This is a genomic window from Polyangium sorediatum (genome assembly GCF_029946465.1).
Classification (GTDB): Bacteria; Myxococcota_A; Polyangia; order Polyangiales; family Polyangiaceae; genus Polyangium; species Polyangium fumosum.
The window spans coordinates 23,156-37,666 of the sequence record NZ_JARZHI010000068.1 but is presented as its reverse complement, the minus strand read 5'-3'; the positions used below and the strand labels follow the sequence as shown (position 1 = coordinate 37,666).

General features: G+C 69.4%; 13 protein-coding genes. 6 read left to right on the top strand and 7 right to left on the bottom strand.

Annotated features, from left to right (window positions below):
* The first annotated feature begins 57 nt into the window (after positions 1–57).
* Together QHF89_RS40715 and QHF89_RS40710 are read left to right on the top strand one after the other, a co-directional pair.
* On the top strand, positions 58–1,122 hold the full coding sequence (locus QHF89_RS40715; RefSeq protein WP_136972487.1) for a hypothetical protein: 1,065 nt from the start codon (positions 58–60) through the stop codon (positions 1,120–1,122).
* 45 nt (positions 1,123–1,167) lie between these two features.
* Positions 1,168–2,673: a PGRS family protein gene (locus QHF89_RS40710; protein ID WP_284721576.1), complete on the top strand. Its 1,506-nt coding sequence runs from the start codon at positions 1,168–1,170 to the stop codon at positions 2,671–2,673.
* A gap of 67 nt (positions 2,674–2,740) precedes the next feature.
* On the opposite strand, the gene QHF89_RS40705 is transcribed toward QHF89_RS40710, so the two are convergent.
* Together QHF89_RS40705 and QHF89_RS40700 are read right to left on the bottom strand one after the other, a co-directional pair.
* Positions 2,741–4,063 carry a hypothetical protein gene (locus QHF89_RS40705; RefSeq protein WP_136972485.1) on the bottom strand — a complete coding sequence of 441 codons (1,323 nt, stop codon included), beginning with the start codon at positions 4,061–4,063 and terminating at the stop codon, positions 2,741–2,743.
* Positions 4,064–4,099: 36 nt separating this feature from the next.
* Positions 4,100–5,098: a Rab family GTPase gene (locus QHF89_RS40700; RefSeq protein WP_284721575.1), complete on the bottom strand. Its 999-nt coding sequence runs from the start codon at positions 5,096–5,098 to the stop codon at positions 4,100–4,102.
* 451 nt (positions 5,099–5,549) lie between these two features.
* Between QHF89_RS40700 and QHF89_RS40695 the strand changes: the two genes are divergently transcribed.
* Together QHF89_RS40695 and QHF89_RS40690 are read left to right on the top strand one after the other, a co-directional pair.
* Positions 5,550–6,329 carry a hypothetical protein gene (locus QHF89_RS40695; RefSeq protein WP_284721574.1) on the top strand — a complete coding sequence of 260 codons (780 nt, stop codon included), beginning with the start codon at positions 5,550–5,552 and terminating at the stop codon, positions 6,327–6,329.
* Positions 6,330–6,630: 301 nt separating this feature from the next.
* Positions 6,631–7,593: a macrolide 2'-phosphotransferase gene (locus QHF89_RS40690; protein ID WP_136972483.1), complete on the top strand. Its 963-nt coding sequence runs from the start codon at positions 6,631–6,633 to the stop codon at positions 7,591–7,593.
* A gap of 2 nt (positions 7,594–7,595) precedes the next feature.
* Here QHF89_RS40690 and QHF89_RS40685 read toward each other — a convergent pair whose 3' ends face one another.
* The 3 genes from QHF89_RS40685 to QHF89_RS40675 all read right to left on the bottom strand — a co-directional run bounded on the left by QHF89_RS40685 (position 7,596) and on the right by QHF89_RS40675 (position 10,506).
* Positions 7,596–7,988, bottom strand: coding sequence for a VOC family protein (locus QHF89_RS40685; protein WP_136972482.1), 393 nt, complete (start codon positions 7,986–7,988; stop codon positions 7,596–7,598).
* Between the two features lie 485 nt (positions 7,989–8,473).
* A complete protein-coding gene (locus QHF89_RS40680; RefSeq protein WP_136972480.1) occupies positions 8,474–9,526 on the bottom strand; it encodes a DUF6607 family protein in 1,053 nt (350 codons plus the stop codon).
* 152 nt (positions 9,527–9,678) lie between these two features.
* Entirely contained in the window at positions 9,679–10,506 is an 828-nt protein-coding gene (locus tag QHF89_RS40675; RefSeq protein ID WP_284721573.1) for a siderophore-interacting protein, read from the bottom strand.
* A gap of 289 nt (positions 10,507–10,795) precedes the next feature.
* Here QHF89_RS40675 and QHF89_RS40670 point away from each other — a divergent pair, with 289 nt between their 5' ends.
* Positions 10,796–12,124, top strand: a complete 1,329-nt coding sequence (locus QHF89_RS40670; RefSeq protein WP_284721572.1) for an MFS transporter — start codon at positions 10,796–10,798, stop codon at positions 12,122–12,124.
* A 12-nt stretch (positions 12,125–12,136) separates the two neighbouring features.
* Here the strand turns inward: QHF89_RS40670 and QHF89_RS40665 are convergent, their stop codons facing one another.
* Positions 12,137–13,594: a M61 family metallopeptidase gene (locus QHF89_RS40665; RefSeq protein WP_136972477.1), complete on the bottom strand. Its 1,458-nt coding sequence runs from the start codon at positions 13,592–13,594 to the stop codon at positions 12,137–12,139.
* A 150-nt stretch (positions 13,595–13,744) separates the two neighbouring features.
* Here QHF89_RS40665 and QHF89_RS40660 point away from each other — a divergent pair, with 150 nt between their 5' ends.
* Positions 13,745–14,131 carry a hypothetical protein gene (locus tag QHF89_RS40660; protein WP_136972476.1) on the top strand — a complete coding sequence of 129 codons (387 nt, stop codon included), beginning with the start codon at positions 13,745–13,747 and terminating at the stop codon, positions 14,129–14,131.
* A 59-nt stretch (positions 14,132–14,190) separates the two neighbouring features.
* Here the strand turns inward: QHF89_RS40660 and QHF89_RS40655 are convergent, their stop codons facing one another.
* Complete coding sequence (locus QHF89_RS40655; RefSeq protein WP_136972475.1) at positions 14,191–14,409, bottom strand: heavy-metal-associated domain-containing protein; 219 nt, start codon at positions 14,407–14,409, stop codon at positions 14,191–14,193.
* Positions 14,410–14,511: the final 102 nt, after the last annotated feature.

Below are 14,511 nucleotides of genomic sequence, written 5' to 3'. Positions count from 1 at the left end.
CGGGCGAGTTTTCCGCAGAAGCGCTCGATTCATTGGCAATTCATGTTATCCTGCCGCATGGGTGGGAGCATCAAAAGGGCCAAACGAGCGCGGTATTTCTTGCCGCTCGTCCTGGGGCTCGCCGTGCAGAGCGCCGCGCGGCCCGCCGCTGCGGCCGATCCTGCGGAGCCCCCGGAAGTGTCGTCCTCGCCCGCCGACGTGGCCCGCGCGCATTACGTGCGCGGCAAAGACGCGGCGAAGGCGAAGCAATGGCAGGCCGCCCTCGACGAACTGCAGGCCGCGTGGCGGATCATGCAGCATTTCCAGATCGCGGGCACGCTCGGGTGGGTCGAGCTCGAGCTCGGCCACCACCGCGACGCGGCAACGCACCTCTCGTATTTTCTGCGGCACGCCGAGGACGTGGCGGCCGACGAGATGAAGGCCACGTCCACCATGCTGTCCGAGGCGCGCGCCAAGGTCACGGAGCTGTCCGTGCAGTCGAACGTGGCGGGCGTCCATTTGATCGTGGACGGCGAAGACATGCCGTGGCCCGAGGCAAACGCCGGCGTCTTCGTCGAGCCGGGGAGGCGGACGATCGAGGCGCGGCTCGGCGAGCGTTCGTCGGGCCCGGTCGTGATCCACGCCAAGCCCGGCGCGTCGCAGCTCTTGCGGCTGGATCTGCCGAAGGGCGAGGCGCCACGCGCGGGGGGGCTCGCGCCAACGGAGGACGAGGCAGGTATGGACGCGCCGTCGGGCGTCCCGGGATCGATGCGCAAGCCGCTGCTCGTCGCGGGCAGCGTGACCGCGGGGATCGGAATCGTGGGGGGAATCGTGTTCACGGCCCTCTCGCAGGCGCGCGGCCGCGAGGCGGCGGCGAAGGCGGAGCCCCTCGCCGGCGCGAAGGACGATTACTGCACGTCGAACCCCGGCGCGGGCCCGTGCCCCGATCTCATTCGCCTGAAAGCCGCGCAAAACCAGCTCGGCGAGGCCGCGCTGTGGAGCTTCGTCGGGGGAGGCGTGATCGCGATCGGGACGCTCGTGTACGGCCTTTCGGGGCCGAAACGCGAAACGACGGGCTCGGTGTACGCGCTCCCCGCGGTGTCCTCGCAGGGGGGCTCGCTCGTGGTCCTGGGAACCTTTTGAGGAAAAACGATGATGCGTGGTGTGAATGGGGGAGGTTCGCGGCCCATGCGCCGGCATGGCGCGAGCTCCGCGCTGGCGCTGCTCGCCTGCGCCGCGGGCGCCGTCGCGTTCGGGGGCTGCGGGCTCGACGTGTTCGCCGATTGCAGCGTGACGAAGACGTGCGCCGGGGAGGCGAGCTCGCAAGCGGGATGTCCCCTCGGCGAGGATCCGAGCCGGCCTTCGCCGTGCGGGCTTTACGTGGCAACCTCGGGCGACGACGACCATCCGGGGACGGCCGAGCGCCCGCTGCGGACACTGCGCGCGGCCGTCGAGAAGGCGCAGACGCAGGGCGCGAGGCCCATTTACGCGTGCGCCGAGGCGTTCATCGAGCCGCTCGTGCTCCGCGGCGGAGAGGTGCTCCACGGCGGATACAATTGCACCGGCGGCTCGCCGTGGACCACACAAGCGGGCGTGACGACGCTGTCCGCGAACGCGGAGGAGGTGCCCTTGCGGGTCGGCGCGGAGGGGCCGACGGTCGTGACGAATTTCAAGGTCGTCGCCGCGGACGCCGTTTCGAGTGGAGGCTCCTCCATCGCGGTCGTCGCGGACCGGGCCGATTTGAAGCTCGTCCGGTGCCATCTGGAGGCCGGCCTCGGCGCCGACGGGGTTGCCCCGCCGAGCGAAGCGACCGGCGCGACCGGCGGCGTCCCCGGGAAAATGGGGTTTGCCGCATGCACCTATTCCACGGTGCAAGAGATCTCCTCGGTGTGCGGCGCCGTCGAATCGACGGGGGGATCGGGAGGATTCGGCACGTCACCGTGGGGAAAGGCCGGTCGCAATAGCTCGTTCGGCAAGGACGTGAGCGGCGGGCAGGGCGGCGAGCCCGAAGAATTCACGCTGACCGAATGCACGCCGGGCGGGCCCGGCGTGGCCGGGAGCATGGGCGTGCACGGCGCAAACGGCCTGGAAATGGGGGCGCTCTCGGCGAATGGATACGTTGGGGCGCCGGGGACGAGCGGCGGCGAAGGCGGCGTGGGATTGGCCGGCGGCGGCGGCGGCGCCTCTTTGGGCGGGTCGGGCGCGAACAAATGCCCGACGGGGAGCGCGACGCTCCACGGGGCCGGCGGCGGAAGCGGCGGCACGGGCGGCTGCGGCGGCAAAGGCGGCGCGGGCGGGGGCGCGGGCGGCGGGAGCTTTGGCCTGATGAGCCTCGACGCGCGCCTCTCCTTCGAGGCCGTCACGATCGTCACGGCGAGCGGCGGCAAGGGCGGGAGCGGGGCCGCGGGCCAGGCGGGCGGCAAAGGCGGCGCGGGAGGAATCGGCGGCACGCCGCCCCTGATCTCCCCATTGAAGCCCGGATGCGGCGGCGGGAGCGGCGGCAAGGGCGGCGACGGCGGGCACGGCGGCGGCGGGCGGGGGGGGCATTCGATCGGCATTGCCTACGTGGGGAATGCACCGCCGGCCACGGGCGTCTCGTTCGAGCTCGGGCTCGAGGGTCCCGGCGGCACGGGCGGCGATCCCCAGGATCCGGCGCCCGCGGGCGTCCGCGCAAGCACGCAAGCCTTCGACTGATTCGCTGAAAACGACGTCGCCGCGCTCCCCCGGGGGCGCGGCGACGTTCCTTGCCAACCGCGGACGTTCAGAACCTCGGCGGGCCCCCGACGACCGGCGGCGGCTTGCGGGACGCCTTCGGCGACCGCGCCTTCGCTTGCTTGTTCGACGAGGCGCTCTCCTGCTCGGCGAGGCCCGCGCCGGCCTTGTGCTCCGGGTTCGGCGCCGCGGATGACGGGCTCGGCAAGGGCGTCTCCGCGGGCCGCGCGACGCCGAGCGGCGCGACCTGCGCGCCGGGCGTGAGGAGCGGCGCCGGCGATTCTGCCACGGATTCGGCGCCTGGATTCGTCCCGCGCAGGAGAACCAGGCCAAAGCAGCCCATGGCCACGACTGCGCCGAGCCCGGCCCAGGGCCATCGTTTGGCCACGGGCAATGGCATTTCGGCACAGGGATCGGCCTCGTCCGCCGGCGCGGGCTCCTCCGCGCACAGGGCCTCCGCGGGTCCACGATATTGATCTCGCCAGCCACGCCCGCGCTCGGGTTCGTCGTCCCCACGCACGGGCGTCGCGCCGAACAGCTCCCGCGCGAGCTCGTCCTCGTCGAGAGGCACGCGTTCGAGCGGGAACACCGGCGTCCCCGAAGGCTGCGGGCCGACCTCACTCGCAGGCAAGAATCGGATCGTGACGCCGTTCGGCAGGTCGGACTCGCGCCCGTTCGAAAGGGCCGTCCATTTGATGTTCGATCGATAGAGGACGGCCGCGATCCGCGCCGCGCACCCTGCGATCTCCTCGAAGGGGGCCTCGTCGTCGTGCACGATCACGATACGCCCCGGCAGCTTGACCTCTTCGGCCACCGCCCAGCGGAGCGAGCGTGTCCCCGAGCCCGCGGCCGGCAGCCCCTCGAAGCTCGCTTGGTAGGCTTGCAAGAGCGGCAGCGCCGCGGCCGGATCCTCGCCGCGGCGGGCATACGTGTGATACCAGCCGCTGCCCTCCGCCGTCACCGCCGTACGTTCGAAGAGCCGCGCCCGGAATTCGAGCGCGGCGCGCTGCACGAACGCCGCGTCGAGATCCCGCTCGATGGCCACGATGGCGTGCGAGAACGGCGGGTCTTGCCGGCCTGCGTGGTCGCGGGCGCCGCGGATGCGCAGCCCGAAGATCAGCGCCACGCCGCCGCGCCCCGGCTCGTGTTGGGTATCGTCGCGGGAGAGGTTCCCGATCGCGAACGCGCAATCACTCGTCGTCCGCGGCTCGATGTACTTGAGCAGCCGCGAAAGGTGGCCGAAATGCTGCCGGGACAAGGGCCCCTGCGGCACCTCGGGGTGATGGATGAAATCGATCTGGTGCCCTGGGACGTTCCCGTGCAGGAAATGGTACCACGCCACGTCGGGAGGCGCCTTGTACGTCGGCGCCACGTAGCTTCCCCTTCGGTCGCCGCCGCGCGCGCTCATTCAGTTCACCCGCGAGAGTTTGGGAGGTTCGGACGACGCGCTCACCGCGGGCAGCGGGATCGTCTTCTCCGACGTCGCCGCCTTCGGCGCCTCCGAGAAGTCCTTCACCATGCGCTGCAAGAGCTGCGAATCGTACGCGTGCTTCGGGAGGATGCGCTCCACGAAATGCGAGAACAGAAGGTGGGTCGAGTGCCCAAAGTTCGCGGAGCCGACGAAGACACGGATGTCGAGCTGCATCGAGTATTTCATCAGGTTCTCGATGAGCGGGGCATAAAGCTTCTTCGCTTGCTCCTCCACTTCGAGCGGCGTGCCCGAGAGCAGGTCACTCTTGTTGATGAAGAGCACGACCGTCTTGCACGACGCCACGGTCTTCGGGCCGAAGAAATACTTGAGCGCCTGCGACTGGAACTCCTGGAGCTGCTCCTGGATGCGCCCGGGCTCGACCTTTTTTGCGTCCTTGCCGCCGAGATCGACCACGATGAGCAGGCCGTGAATCTCGTCCCCGATGAGCTCCTGTTGCGCGTCGACGATGTGCTCGCCGCCCCAATCGCCGACCTCGAAGACGTGCTCGATGACCACGTCCTTCTGGGACACGTGGCTCACCGTCCGCTCGTACCGATCGATCTTGGTGCCCGCGAGGACGCCGAGGTCGATGAGCGGGTTCGCCCATTTGAGCGTGAGCGAGGTCTTTCCCGTCGCCTTGACGCCGAGGGTGAGGATCTTGTACGTCTTGCGCGTGATCTTGGGCCGCTTTTCGAGCTCGGCCCGGAGCCAGAGGATCTCCTGCTCCTGGTGGTCGAGCCAGCCGACCTTTTTCTTGTCTTCTTCCACGGCGACGTGGAGCTTCGCCCCGAGCGCCCTGTTTTCATTTTCCAAAACCTCGGCGCGCTTGCGAGCGTCGATTTCGGCTTGTGTCGTCCGCCGATGTCGCGACGCCATGAGGACGAGCCCGGCCAGGGCGAATGCGAGCAAGATGCACGAGGCGATGAGCATCGACATGAAAGTCCCCCGAAATGGCCCCCCATCGTCGAGGACGGGACGGCCCGCGCGTCACGCAAGGCCGTCCGGCTCGTCCGTCGGCGAGCTCCAGTGTAGCCCACAATTGAATCACGGAACACAGGGTTTCGGCGGTTGTCGGGAGTCCGTTGCGCTCGGAATGCGCTCTTCGTCGTGCACGTTCTCCAGCGCCATGCGCGCGCGTGTCTTTCCTCTCCTGGCCTCGTTTGTCCTGCTCGCCTGTGGGCAGGGCCGGAATCCTTCACACGCGACCACGGTCCGAGGTTCCGAGGTCGTCCTCTCGGCCGAACGTGACGCGGGCGCGCCAGATACATCGACCTCCGAAACGAGCCCGGTCGCCGAGGAAAACCCGCCCGAGCCTCGAGGGTCGAGGGAGTGCCCTGCCGCAGCCGCCGCGCCCGAGCCTTCCTGGAAATCCATCCGGTTCGAGCTCGTGCCCCGACAACCGGAAGACGACGATACGTCGCCGGTTCCGTGGGAGGTGCAGGTCGCCGGAGGAGACGAGGAGGTGTTTCCGGCCGTGAACCACGAGGGCACGATCCTGGTCGAGCGCTTCTCGGACATGGAGAGCTTCCGCGAGGCTGTCCACGATTCGGTGGGGTTCTTTTCGGTGGTGACGGGGAAGTTGATCGGGCTCTACATGCTCTCGTCGGACCTCGGGGAATCGAGCCCCAGCCCCGCCGCGATCACCAAGGAGCGCAAGCGATTGAAGCGGGACCTCGCCGCCGCCCATCACCTTCTCGACAAGAGCACGTGGAAGCGCGTGTCGTCGGGGCGAAAGCCCGACGGGCCGTGCCCCGGGACGCCCTTCACGAAGCTCGACCGGGAGCGGGACGAGCGCGACGGCTTTCGGTGGCCACGCGTGACGCGGTTCGATCGGGAGGGGCTCGATTTTGAATATCAGCCTTTTCAGGAGGAGGAAGGGGTCAAGGTCGAGGAAAAGATCATCGTCCGAGCGCTCCAGGCCGACGGGACGATTCACACGGTGGCGCTTCCCCACAACCTCGTTCCGCCCGGAAAGACCACCTGGATGGCCGACACGAGCGGGACGTGTGGTTGGTCCGAGGGGTTCTACGGGTTCGGCTCCCGAGAGCTCGGCGTCTTTTTCGTGTACGGTGACGAGAATTTCGGCGGGGATAGCTGCGGGGCCGAGCTCGCGGGGAAGCGCATGTCCGTGATTCGGCTTCCGCCGGCGCTCCGAACCTCACGCTGAAGCGACGAGAGGGTTGCCTTCTCGGCCGCCGTGTGGCAGGGTCGCGCCGTGGCATTCCTTCGGCTGCGCTGAGCTCGGCATCCTCGTCTCCTTGCATCCCCGGCATGGCTGGGTCGATGCAGCGAGCGCGTGGGTGCTTGTCCGTGCCCGCTTCCCCCGGGGAAGACGGGGCGCGGTGGCTCACGCCGGCAGCCTGGCAGCCCACGGTGAATGCTCTCTCTTGAGCTGCCGGTCGTGAGACGGCGCGTTGCGCGTCTTCCCCTTCCGTATGCGCCTTCGGGCGCGCGAAGAGGAGTTTTTCATGACTGAAGGTAACAATCTCTCGTCCGCGACATCTTCGTCCTTCGAGCCACTCGATTCTGCCCCCGCGCTCCTCGCGGCCGCGCGCCGCGCGGGGCTCCGGGTCACGACCGAAATGGCCGATTTCGATCGAAGTGGCCTCGATTTCCTCGTGGTGCACGCCCACGACGAGGAAGGCGTGCCGTGGGTCGTGCGGACGCCGCGGCGCTTGTCCGTGGCCTCCGCCGCGCGCGTCGAAGCGCGGGTGCTCGACCTCGTGCGCGCGCACCTGCCCGTCGCCGTGCCGCATTGGCGTGTGTTCACCGATCAGGTGATCGCCTACCCGCGCCTCGGCGGCGTCCCGGCCGTCACCATGGATCCCGCGGCCGGCGTCGTCTGGAATCGTATCGATCCACAAGCCCCCGCGGCCGTGTTCATCACGTCGTTCGCCGAGGCCCTCGCGGCACTCCAGAAGGTGGACGCCCGTGCGATCGAGGCGGCGGGTGTTCCCACGAAATCGATCGACGAGGCCCGCGCCGAGATCGCCCGTGCCATGGACGATACACGCGCCGTGCTCGCGCCGTCCGAGGTGGTCTGGGCGCGCTGGCAACGCTGGCTCGCGAATGACGCGATCTGGCCGCGCCACCGCGCCCTGGTGCACGGCGATCTCCACCCGGGCCATCTGCTGCTCGACGAGGAGGGTCGGTTGACGGGGATCCTCGACTGGACCGAGGCCCACCTCGGGGATCCGTCGATCGATTTCGCGCTCTTCGTCGGCACGTTCGGCAAGGCCGCGCTCGAATCGTGTATCGAGCGGTTCGAGGCGGCCGGAGGCACGACGTGGAGTGGACTCGCCGCGCACGCCGCCGAGCGCTGGGCCGCGTTCCCCGCGCTCGGGGCGAAGTGGGGACTCACGACGGGAAATGAAAGCGTGATCGAGTTCTCCCGGACGATGCTGGCGACGATCGCCCAAGAAAGCGGGTAACCTCAGGAACCCTGCAATCGCCAGGGCGGAAAACGTCGCGCCTCCCCGGCCCGATAGAGACATACCCGGTTGCCCGCTGGATCCGTGAGGTACGCCTCGCGCCAGAGCCAGCGCTGGTCCGTGGGAAGCACGTCGAAGGTGAGGCCCGCCTTCGATAGGCGCTCGACCGTCGCGTCGAGATCGTCCTCCTCGAAATAAACGACCACGCCGTCCTTTCCGGGCGGCGTGGTCTGGAGGTGCAACGAGAACGTGGCCGGCTCGCCGCCGGCCGCGTCGGGGCATTCGAAGCGCGCGTAGTGGTCGGCGCGCACGATCAGCCGCAAGCCGAGCGCCTGGTAGAAGGCAATCGAGGCGGCGATGTCCGTGGCCGGCACGGTGACCTGGTTCATTCGCATGAACCAAGTGTATGGCGGCCGGCGCCGCGGGAGCAAGGTGGTTCTCCGCGGCGGCCCGGGGCGGGACATTGCATGGGGCATACGACCTGCACCGAGCCCGCCGCGGCATTGAAGGCCTCGCCCTCGCTGCCGGAATCGACCGTGTTCGACTGGATCGAATCGGAGGGATCTTCTGGCGGAGGTCGAGGACCTTCTGGCGGAGGTCGAGTGACCTCCTGGCGCCCGTCGAGGACCTCCTGGCGCTCGTCGACGACCTCCTGGCGCTCGTCGACGACCTCCTGGCGCTCGTCGACGACCTCCTGGCAGAGGTCGACGATCTCCTGGCGGAGGTCGAGGGACCTCCTGGCAGAGGTCGAGTGATCTCCTCGACCGGGTCGAGGACCTCCTGGCGCTCGTCGAGGTCCTCCTGGCGCTCGTCGAGGTCCTCCTGGCGCGCGTCGACGACCTCCTGGCGCTCGTCGACGCGCTCTGCCCCGTGGTCCTTTCTAAGGAACGTTCCGGGCCCCCGGCCCCGCGAGGGCCACGGCGGGCGCGGGCGCGGGCGCGGGCGCGGGCGCGGGATCGGCGCGCACCATCTTCGCGAAGTGCGCGTCGAGCCAGCGCTCGGCTTCTGCGAGATCGGGGGTGCTGCGGAACGACTCGGCGCGCTTGAGCACGTCGATGAGCAGCGTCTCCTCGTGGACGGGGTAGGCCAGCGACAGCGCTCCATCCGCGAGGTGCGTCTCCCAGCGGCCGCGCACCGCGGCCCAGAACGGGGCGGTCTCCTTCCAGTAGCGCTGCGCGGAGCTCAGCGGATCGGCGATGCGGGTGTACTCGTTGAAGCCGAACTCCCGAACCAGCGGCCGCTCGGCGCCGTCGCGGCGGATGACCTTGGTGTTGTCCTGCTCGTGGGTCCAGCCGAGCGGCGTGATGGTGTGCCGGTTCTCGGCGATGATGACGTCGTAGTCCTTACGCGAGGAGTACTCGCGGCGCGGGAGCGGGCGCAGCGTCGTCTCCGAGGTCCAGGTCGACGAGCTCTTCTGGTGCACCCAGGCGCCGCTGCCGGCGTAACGGGGCGCATCGTTGACTTCGTAGACGAGCTGGGTCCACGTGCCCGCGCGTTCCTGCTCGCTCCGCGTGCGCCGGTCGAACTGCTGCGCGCCGAGGAACCGGAAATGCTCGGGCGCCTCGTAGACCCACACCTGGCGCCAGTGCTTGACCACCATGCCCGCGGGGAGCACCAGCAGGTGCTGGAGCTCGATGCGCCGCGGCTCGTCGCTCACCACCACCACCGCCTCCGTGCCGGTCACGTCCTTCACAGGGCGCGGGAGGTAGCCCGGTTCGAGGAGCGTCGTCTCGTCGAAGTGGAACGACACGCGGTAGTTGCCGGCCATCGCGAGGATCGCGCGGCGGTCGCAGTCGAAGGCAGCGACGCCCGGCCCACACCAGGCCTCGGTGCGGGGGACGCCCTGGGCGAGCCGGTCGCCTCGCGAGCCTGCATGTCCACATCCCACGAGCATCGTCGTCGCCAGAGACAGAGCCAGAGCCACAGTGCGCATACGGAGGCTCGTAGGTTTCGTTGCGAATGAAAGTCAATATCAAAAAGAGGACGCGGCAAAAATAGAACGCTCGCTCACGTCGCGAACGAAAGGCGCGCGACCGCGGCGTGCAGAAGGAGGTGGCCCGCGCCGACCCGCGCGGGGAGCGTGCGTCAGCTCAGCGGCTCGTGATGATCGTGCGCGACCACGCCGCGCTTCCAGTGCCCCGAGGCGTGGATCCGTGCGCGCGCGAAGCCTCGCTCGCGCAGGAGCACGCGCATCACCGCAGAGGTTTCGGAGGCCTCCCCCGCGAGCCAGGCGAATCCCTCGCCCGGATCACGAAGCTCGGCCGCGCGCACGATGTCCCCGAGCCGCTGGGCCATGTCCCCCGCTCCGCCCCCCTCCGCGCGGTGCACCCAGCGGGTCTCCACGCCCGGCCGGGCGAGCTCGGGCCACGCGGCCTGGTCGTTCGTGTCCTCCACCAGCGCGACCACGAAGTTGTGCACGGTCGACGGCGTCTCCTCCAGGCGACGTACCATCTCCGGCAGCGCCGTCTCGTCGCCCACGAAGAGCTGCCACGCCGGTTGCAGCCGGAGCAAGCGCGAGCCACGCGGCCCGGCGAGGCCCAGCACGTCGCCCGGCGTCGCGCGCGCCGCCCAGGAGGAGGCGACGCCATGCCCGTGCAACAAGAAGTCGACGTCGATGGTGTCCGCGTGCCGCGCCCGGATGGTGTAGTCGCGTGCGATCGGACGCGCGCCCGGCGGCGGCCGAATTTCGCCGCGCTCGTCGACGATGGGCAGCGCAGGCTCGGACTGTCCCTCGGCGGGGAACAAGAGTTTTACGTGATCCTCCGGTGCCAGGGAGACGAAGCCCTCGAGTTCGGGACCGCCGAGCGTGATGCGACGCATCCGCGGCGAGAGCTCGCGGACGTGGGCGACGACCAAACGGCGAACCTTCAGCGGATGACGAACGATCTCGAAGGGCGAGTCTTCACGGTTCATGGAGGACACTCCTGCGGAGACGAAGGTGGGCGGCCTTCGTGGATCAGGCAAGCGAGATACGTCCCCCCTGGCATCGACGGCCCACGGTAGGTGCCGGTCCGCACCAACACGGGGGGCAGCGCGAACCTGCCGATCGCCCCCTCGGGAAAGCATCGTCCGCGCGAGGGGCTTCCGCGGTCAGGAGGGGGAAAGCGGCAGGGGGTGCGGGGCAGCTCTCGATACCAGGCGAATCCGCCCGAGCGATTCGAACACAAACGGATTCCGGCCGCGGCGCGTGTATCGTTCGCGCATGGCTGCCCCTCCCGAAGCGCGCGCCGATGGCTCTCTCTCGGCCGATCTGCGCGCGCTCGCCGCCTCTCCGCGCGAGCTGTGGACCGTGTACGCGATGAAGCTCCTCGAGTCCGTCGCGTATTTCGCCATCTGGTCGCTCCTCGTGATTTTCTTGTCGGACGACCACGGCTTCTCCGATACCGCCGCCGGCTCGGTCGCGGGCACCTGGCTCACGGTCATCAGCCTCGTCATGTTCTTTGCGGGCTTCATCGCCGATGGCCTCGGGATCCGGCGGGCGCTCGTGATCGCGGCGCTCTCCACCGCCGTCGGCCGGGGCATGCTCGCGTTCGCCGGCGACAAGATGACCATTTATGCGTCGCTCGCCGCATCGGTCTGGGGCATTGCGTGCATGAAGCCCACGATGAACGCGGCCGTGCGCAGCTACACGACCCCGGCGACGGTCTCGTTCGCGTTCTCGTTTTATTATGTGCTCATGAACATCGGCTCCCTCGCCCAAGGGCCGCTCATCACCGAGTTCCGCAAGTGGTTCAAGGGCGGCGCGACGATCGCCGGGGTCACCTTCTCGTCGAGCCAGATGGTCTTCCTCGTCGGGTTCGTCGTCTCCTGCGTCAATGTCGTCCTCGCGCTCTCGATGCGCGAGGCGAAGCCGGCGGCGTCCTCGGACAAGCCCACGAAAAACCCGCTCATGATCGCCCGCGAGGTGCTGCGCGAGCCGTCCTTCTGGATCTTCCTGGGGTTCATCGCGCTGCTCACGTTCGTCCGCCTCGTCCTCCAGCACGCGCATTTGACCTGGCCGAAGTACACGCTCCGCGAGTTCGGGCAGGATTTCCCGTTCGCGTATTACTGGTCGATCAACCCCGCCATGATCATCGTCCTCACGCCGGTGGCGACGGCGCTCACGCGCAGGTACCCGCCCTACCCCGTGATCACGATCGGCGCGACGATCACCGCGTTCTCCGTGCTCGCGATGGCCGTCTCGACGACCGTGGCCGCGAGCGTGGTGTTCATCGTCCTGCTCTCGATCGGCGAGGCGCTCTGGTCGCCGCGGCTCTACGAATACACGGCGACGATCGCCCCGCCCGGGCGCGAGTCGAGCTACATGGGGCTCTCGGAGATTCCCCTGTTCCTCGCCAAACCTTTCGTGGGCTTCCTCAGCGGCTACCTGCTCAGCGTGTATTGCCCACAGACCGGCCCGCGGGACTCGCAGCCGATGTGGCTCGTGATCGGGCTCATGACGATCGCGGCGCCGGTCTGCATGCTCGTCTTCCGCCGGAACATCGAGCGCCGCGCGCCCGCGGAGGCCACGCCAAAACCCGAAGCCGCCTGAGCCAAGGCGCGCTCAGGGACCCGTGCCCCCGGCGCGCGGCGCCATCATCGCGCTCCGCACGCCGGCGCGCGGGGCATCCGCGGCGAGCGTCATCTCCCGCCCGGCCCCCTTCACGCCGAGGGCCGCGAGGATCTCGGCCGTCTCGGGAAAATCCGCTCGATCGATGTACCGCTCGAAGAGCGGCCCCATGACGGCTTGACCCGTCTTTTGATCGACGAACGCGGCGAACTGCTCGGCAGACCACGCCTCCTCGGATCGGGCACAACAGCGCGCGAGCTCGCGCAGCGGTCCATCGAGGCCGCCTTCGACGCCCCGCTTCCGCAGCTCGACGTCCGCGAGGAGCGAAAGGGCCGCGCCAGCCCAATACACGCGCTGGTAGGCGTGTGTCTCGTGCATGTCGATGCTCTCCTGCCGCAGCGTACGCCCTGTCCCGCGGCGGCTCCCCCGCCGAAAGCCGTCCTGCAAATCGTCCCAGGCGCCCTGTTCCTTCGTCATCCCCGCCCGCGCCATCAGGATGTACGTGTAATACGTCGCGAGCCCTTCCGACAGCCAGACGTCCTTTGACTGGAACCGCGGCGCCGACAGATGGAAGAGCTCGTGCACGGCCGTCCACTCCGCGTCGAGCGCCTCGGGCGTGATGGACGATCCCACCAGGATCATCACCGTCGGTCCGCCGCCGCGCAGCGCCATGCCGAATCCGACGTCCGATCCCGGCTGCGGGATGAGCAGCGCCATCACGCGCGGAACGGGAAACCCGTCGTGGAGGTGGGTCAGCGCGGACGCGCTCCTCTGCATCCATTGCGTGACGAGCGGCGCCCGCGCGCCGAACCCGCCACCGAGCGAGACGAGATCGAGCTCGGCCCCGCCCACGCGCACCGTCTCCCGTTCGAGTTTTCCAAAGGCACCCGCGCCACGCATCGTGAATGCGGTCTCCGGCACACGATACCCTCGTGGATCCCCGGGCCAGGGGACGGCGGCGTGAACGCCTGGCGGGAGCGTGAAGCTCGCCGTCAAGCGCGTCCCGGGGGGCCTGGGCTCCGGCGCGAGCAACCAGACATCGGGCGCCGCGAGCACGTGGGCATCCCCGTGCGTGATCCAGAACCCCTCCCCCGGCGGCCCCAGGTCCACGTCGTACCCGATGCAAGCGCCGTCCGCCATCGATGCAATGGGAACGGCGTCCTCCTCGAATGCGAGCGGCACGTCGCCCGTGGCCTGCACGAGGCGCGGCCGGCGCACGCGATCGAGGAGCTCGGGCGTCGTCATGCGCAGGTGGGTGAACCGCAGATCCCGGGGACACACCGTGGCCGAAAGCGTGCGCAGCTCGGGGTCGACCTCAAAGGAATAATGCACCGCCGGGGTATCCCCCGTCGCGCCGCTCGCCGGCGTCGTGGGCGCGCCTCCGCACCCGCTGAGGAGGAACAGGCCCAGACAAACGGACCGCCGGACGAACAGGCCTTCCCGTCGCGCCATGATCCATGTCTACACCCTTCGTGTTTGGTTTCAAGGGGCCCCGCCGGGCCGCGGGGGAGCTGTCACGGGCGCACGACGGACGGCTGTAATGGGCGGCGCCCTCCTGCGTCGGCAGGGTCGTACCCCTGCACCACGTGAAGGAGCTTGGTCATGCATGCAAAGCGTATCTACGAGGCGCTGGCCGCCCTCGGGGCGGGCGCCCTGCTCGCCGGTTGCACCACGTCCCCGGCGCCGACGGACGGCCCGGACGTGAAACCTGTGGCCGAGGCCCCCGCCGCAATGCCTCCGCCGGCCCACGACATGCCCGCAGCCGCGACACCTGCGGCCATCACCCCCGCGCCCCCGAGCGCAACGCCCCCGCCCTCCGCGGCTCCTGCAAAGGTCGCGGCAAAACCCGCTGCGGCACCTCCCCCGTCGCCCGTGACCGCGACCCCGGTCGAGCCTGCCGAAAAGCCCGCGCCGGCCCCTGCGACGACCCCGACGGCCGCGCAAAAGCACGGCGCACAGATGAGCTGCGGGGAAGGTTCCTGCGGGTGACGCACGAAGCGCCGGAGCTCGCGGGGAGGGCCGAGAGCTCCGGCGCGCTCGCCCGCGCATCAGGCAGCGCGGGGGCGCGACGTATACCCGGCATCGCGCAGCGCCTCGATGAGCGCATTCGTCGGCGCGCTCGACGGGTCGTGCGTCACGAGGACGGTGCCCTCGCGGAGCTTCACGTCCACCTTCTCGACGCCCTGGATCCCGCGCAGCGCGCTGTCGATGTGGCGAATGCAGGAGGGGCAGCTCATCCCCTCGACGTGGAGCAACGTTTCGTTCATGGCGTCTTTCCTTCTTCCGGGAGCGGCCCGTTCGCCGCCCACACCCCGAAGACGCAGCCGCCTGCCTTTCATTTCACCCCCTCCGCCGGTGTAATGCGCCGG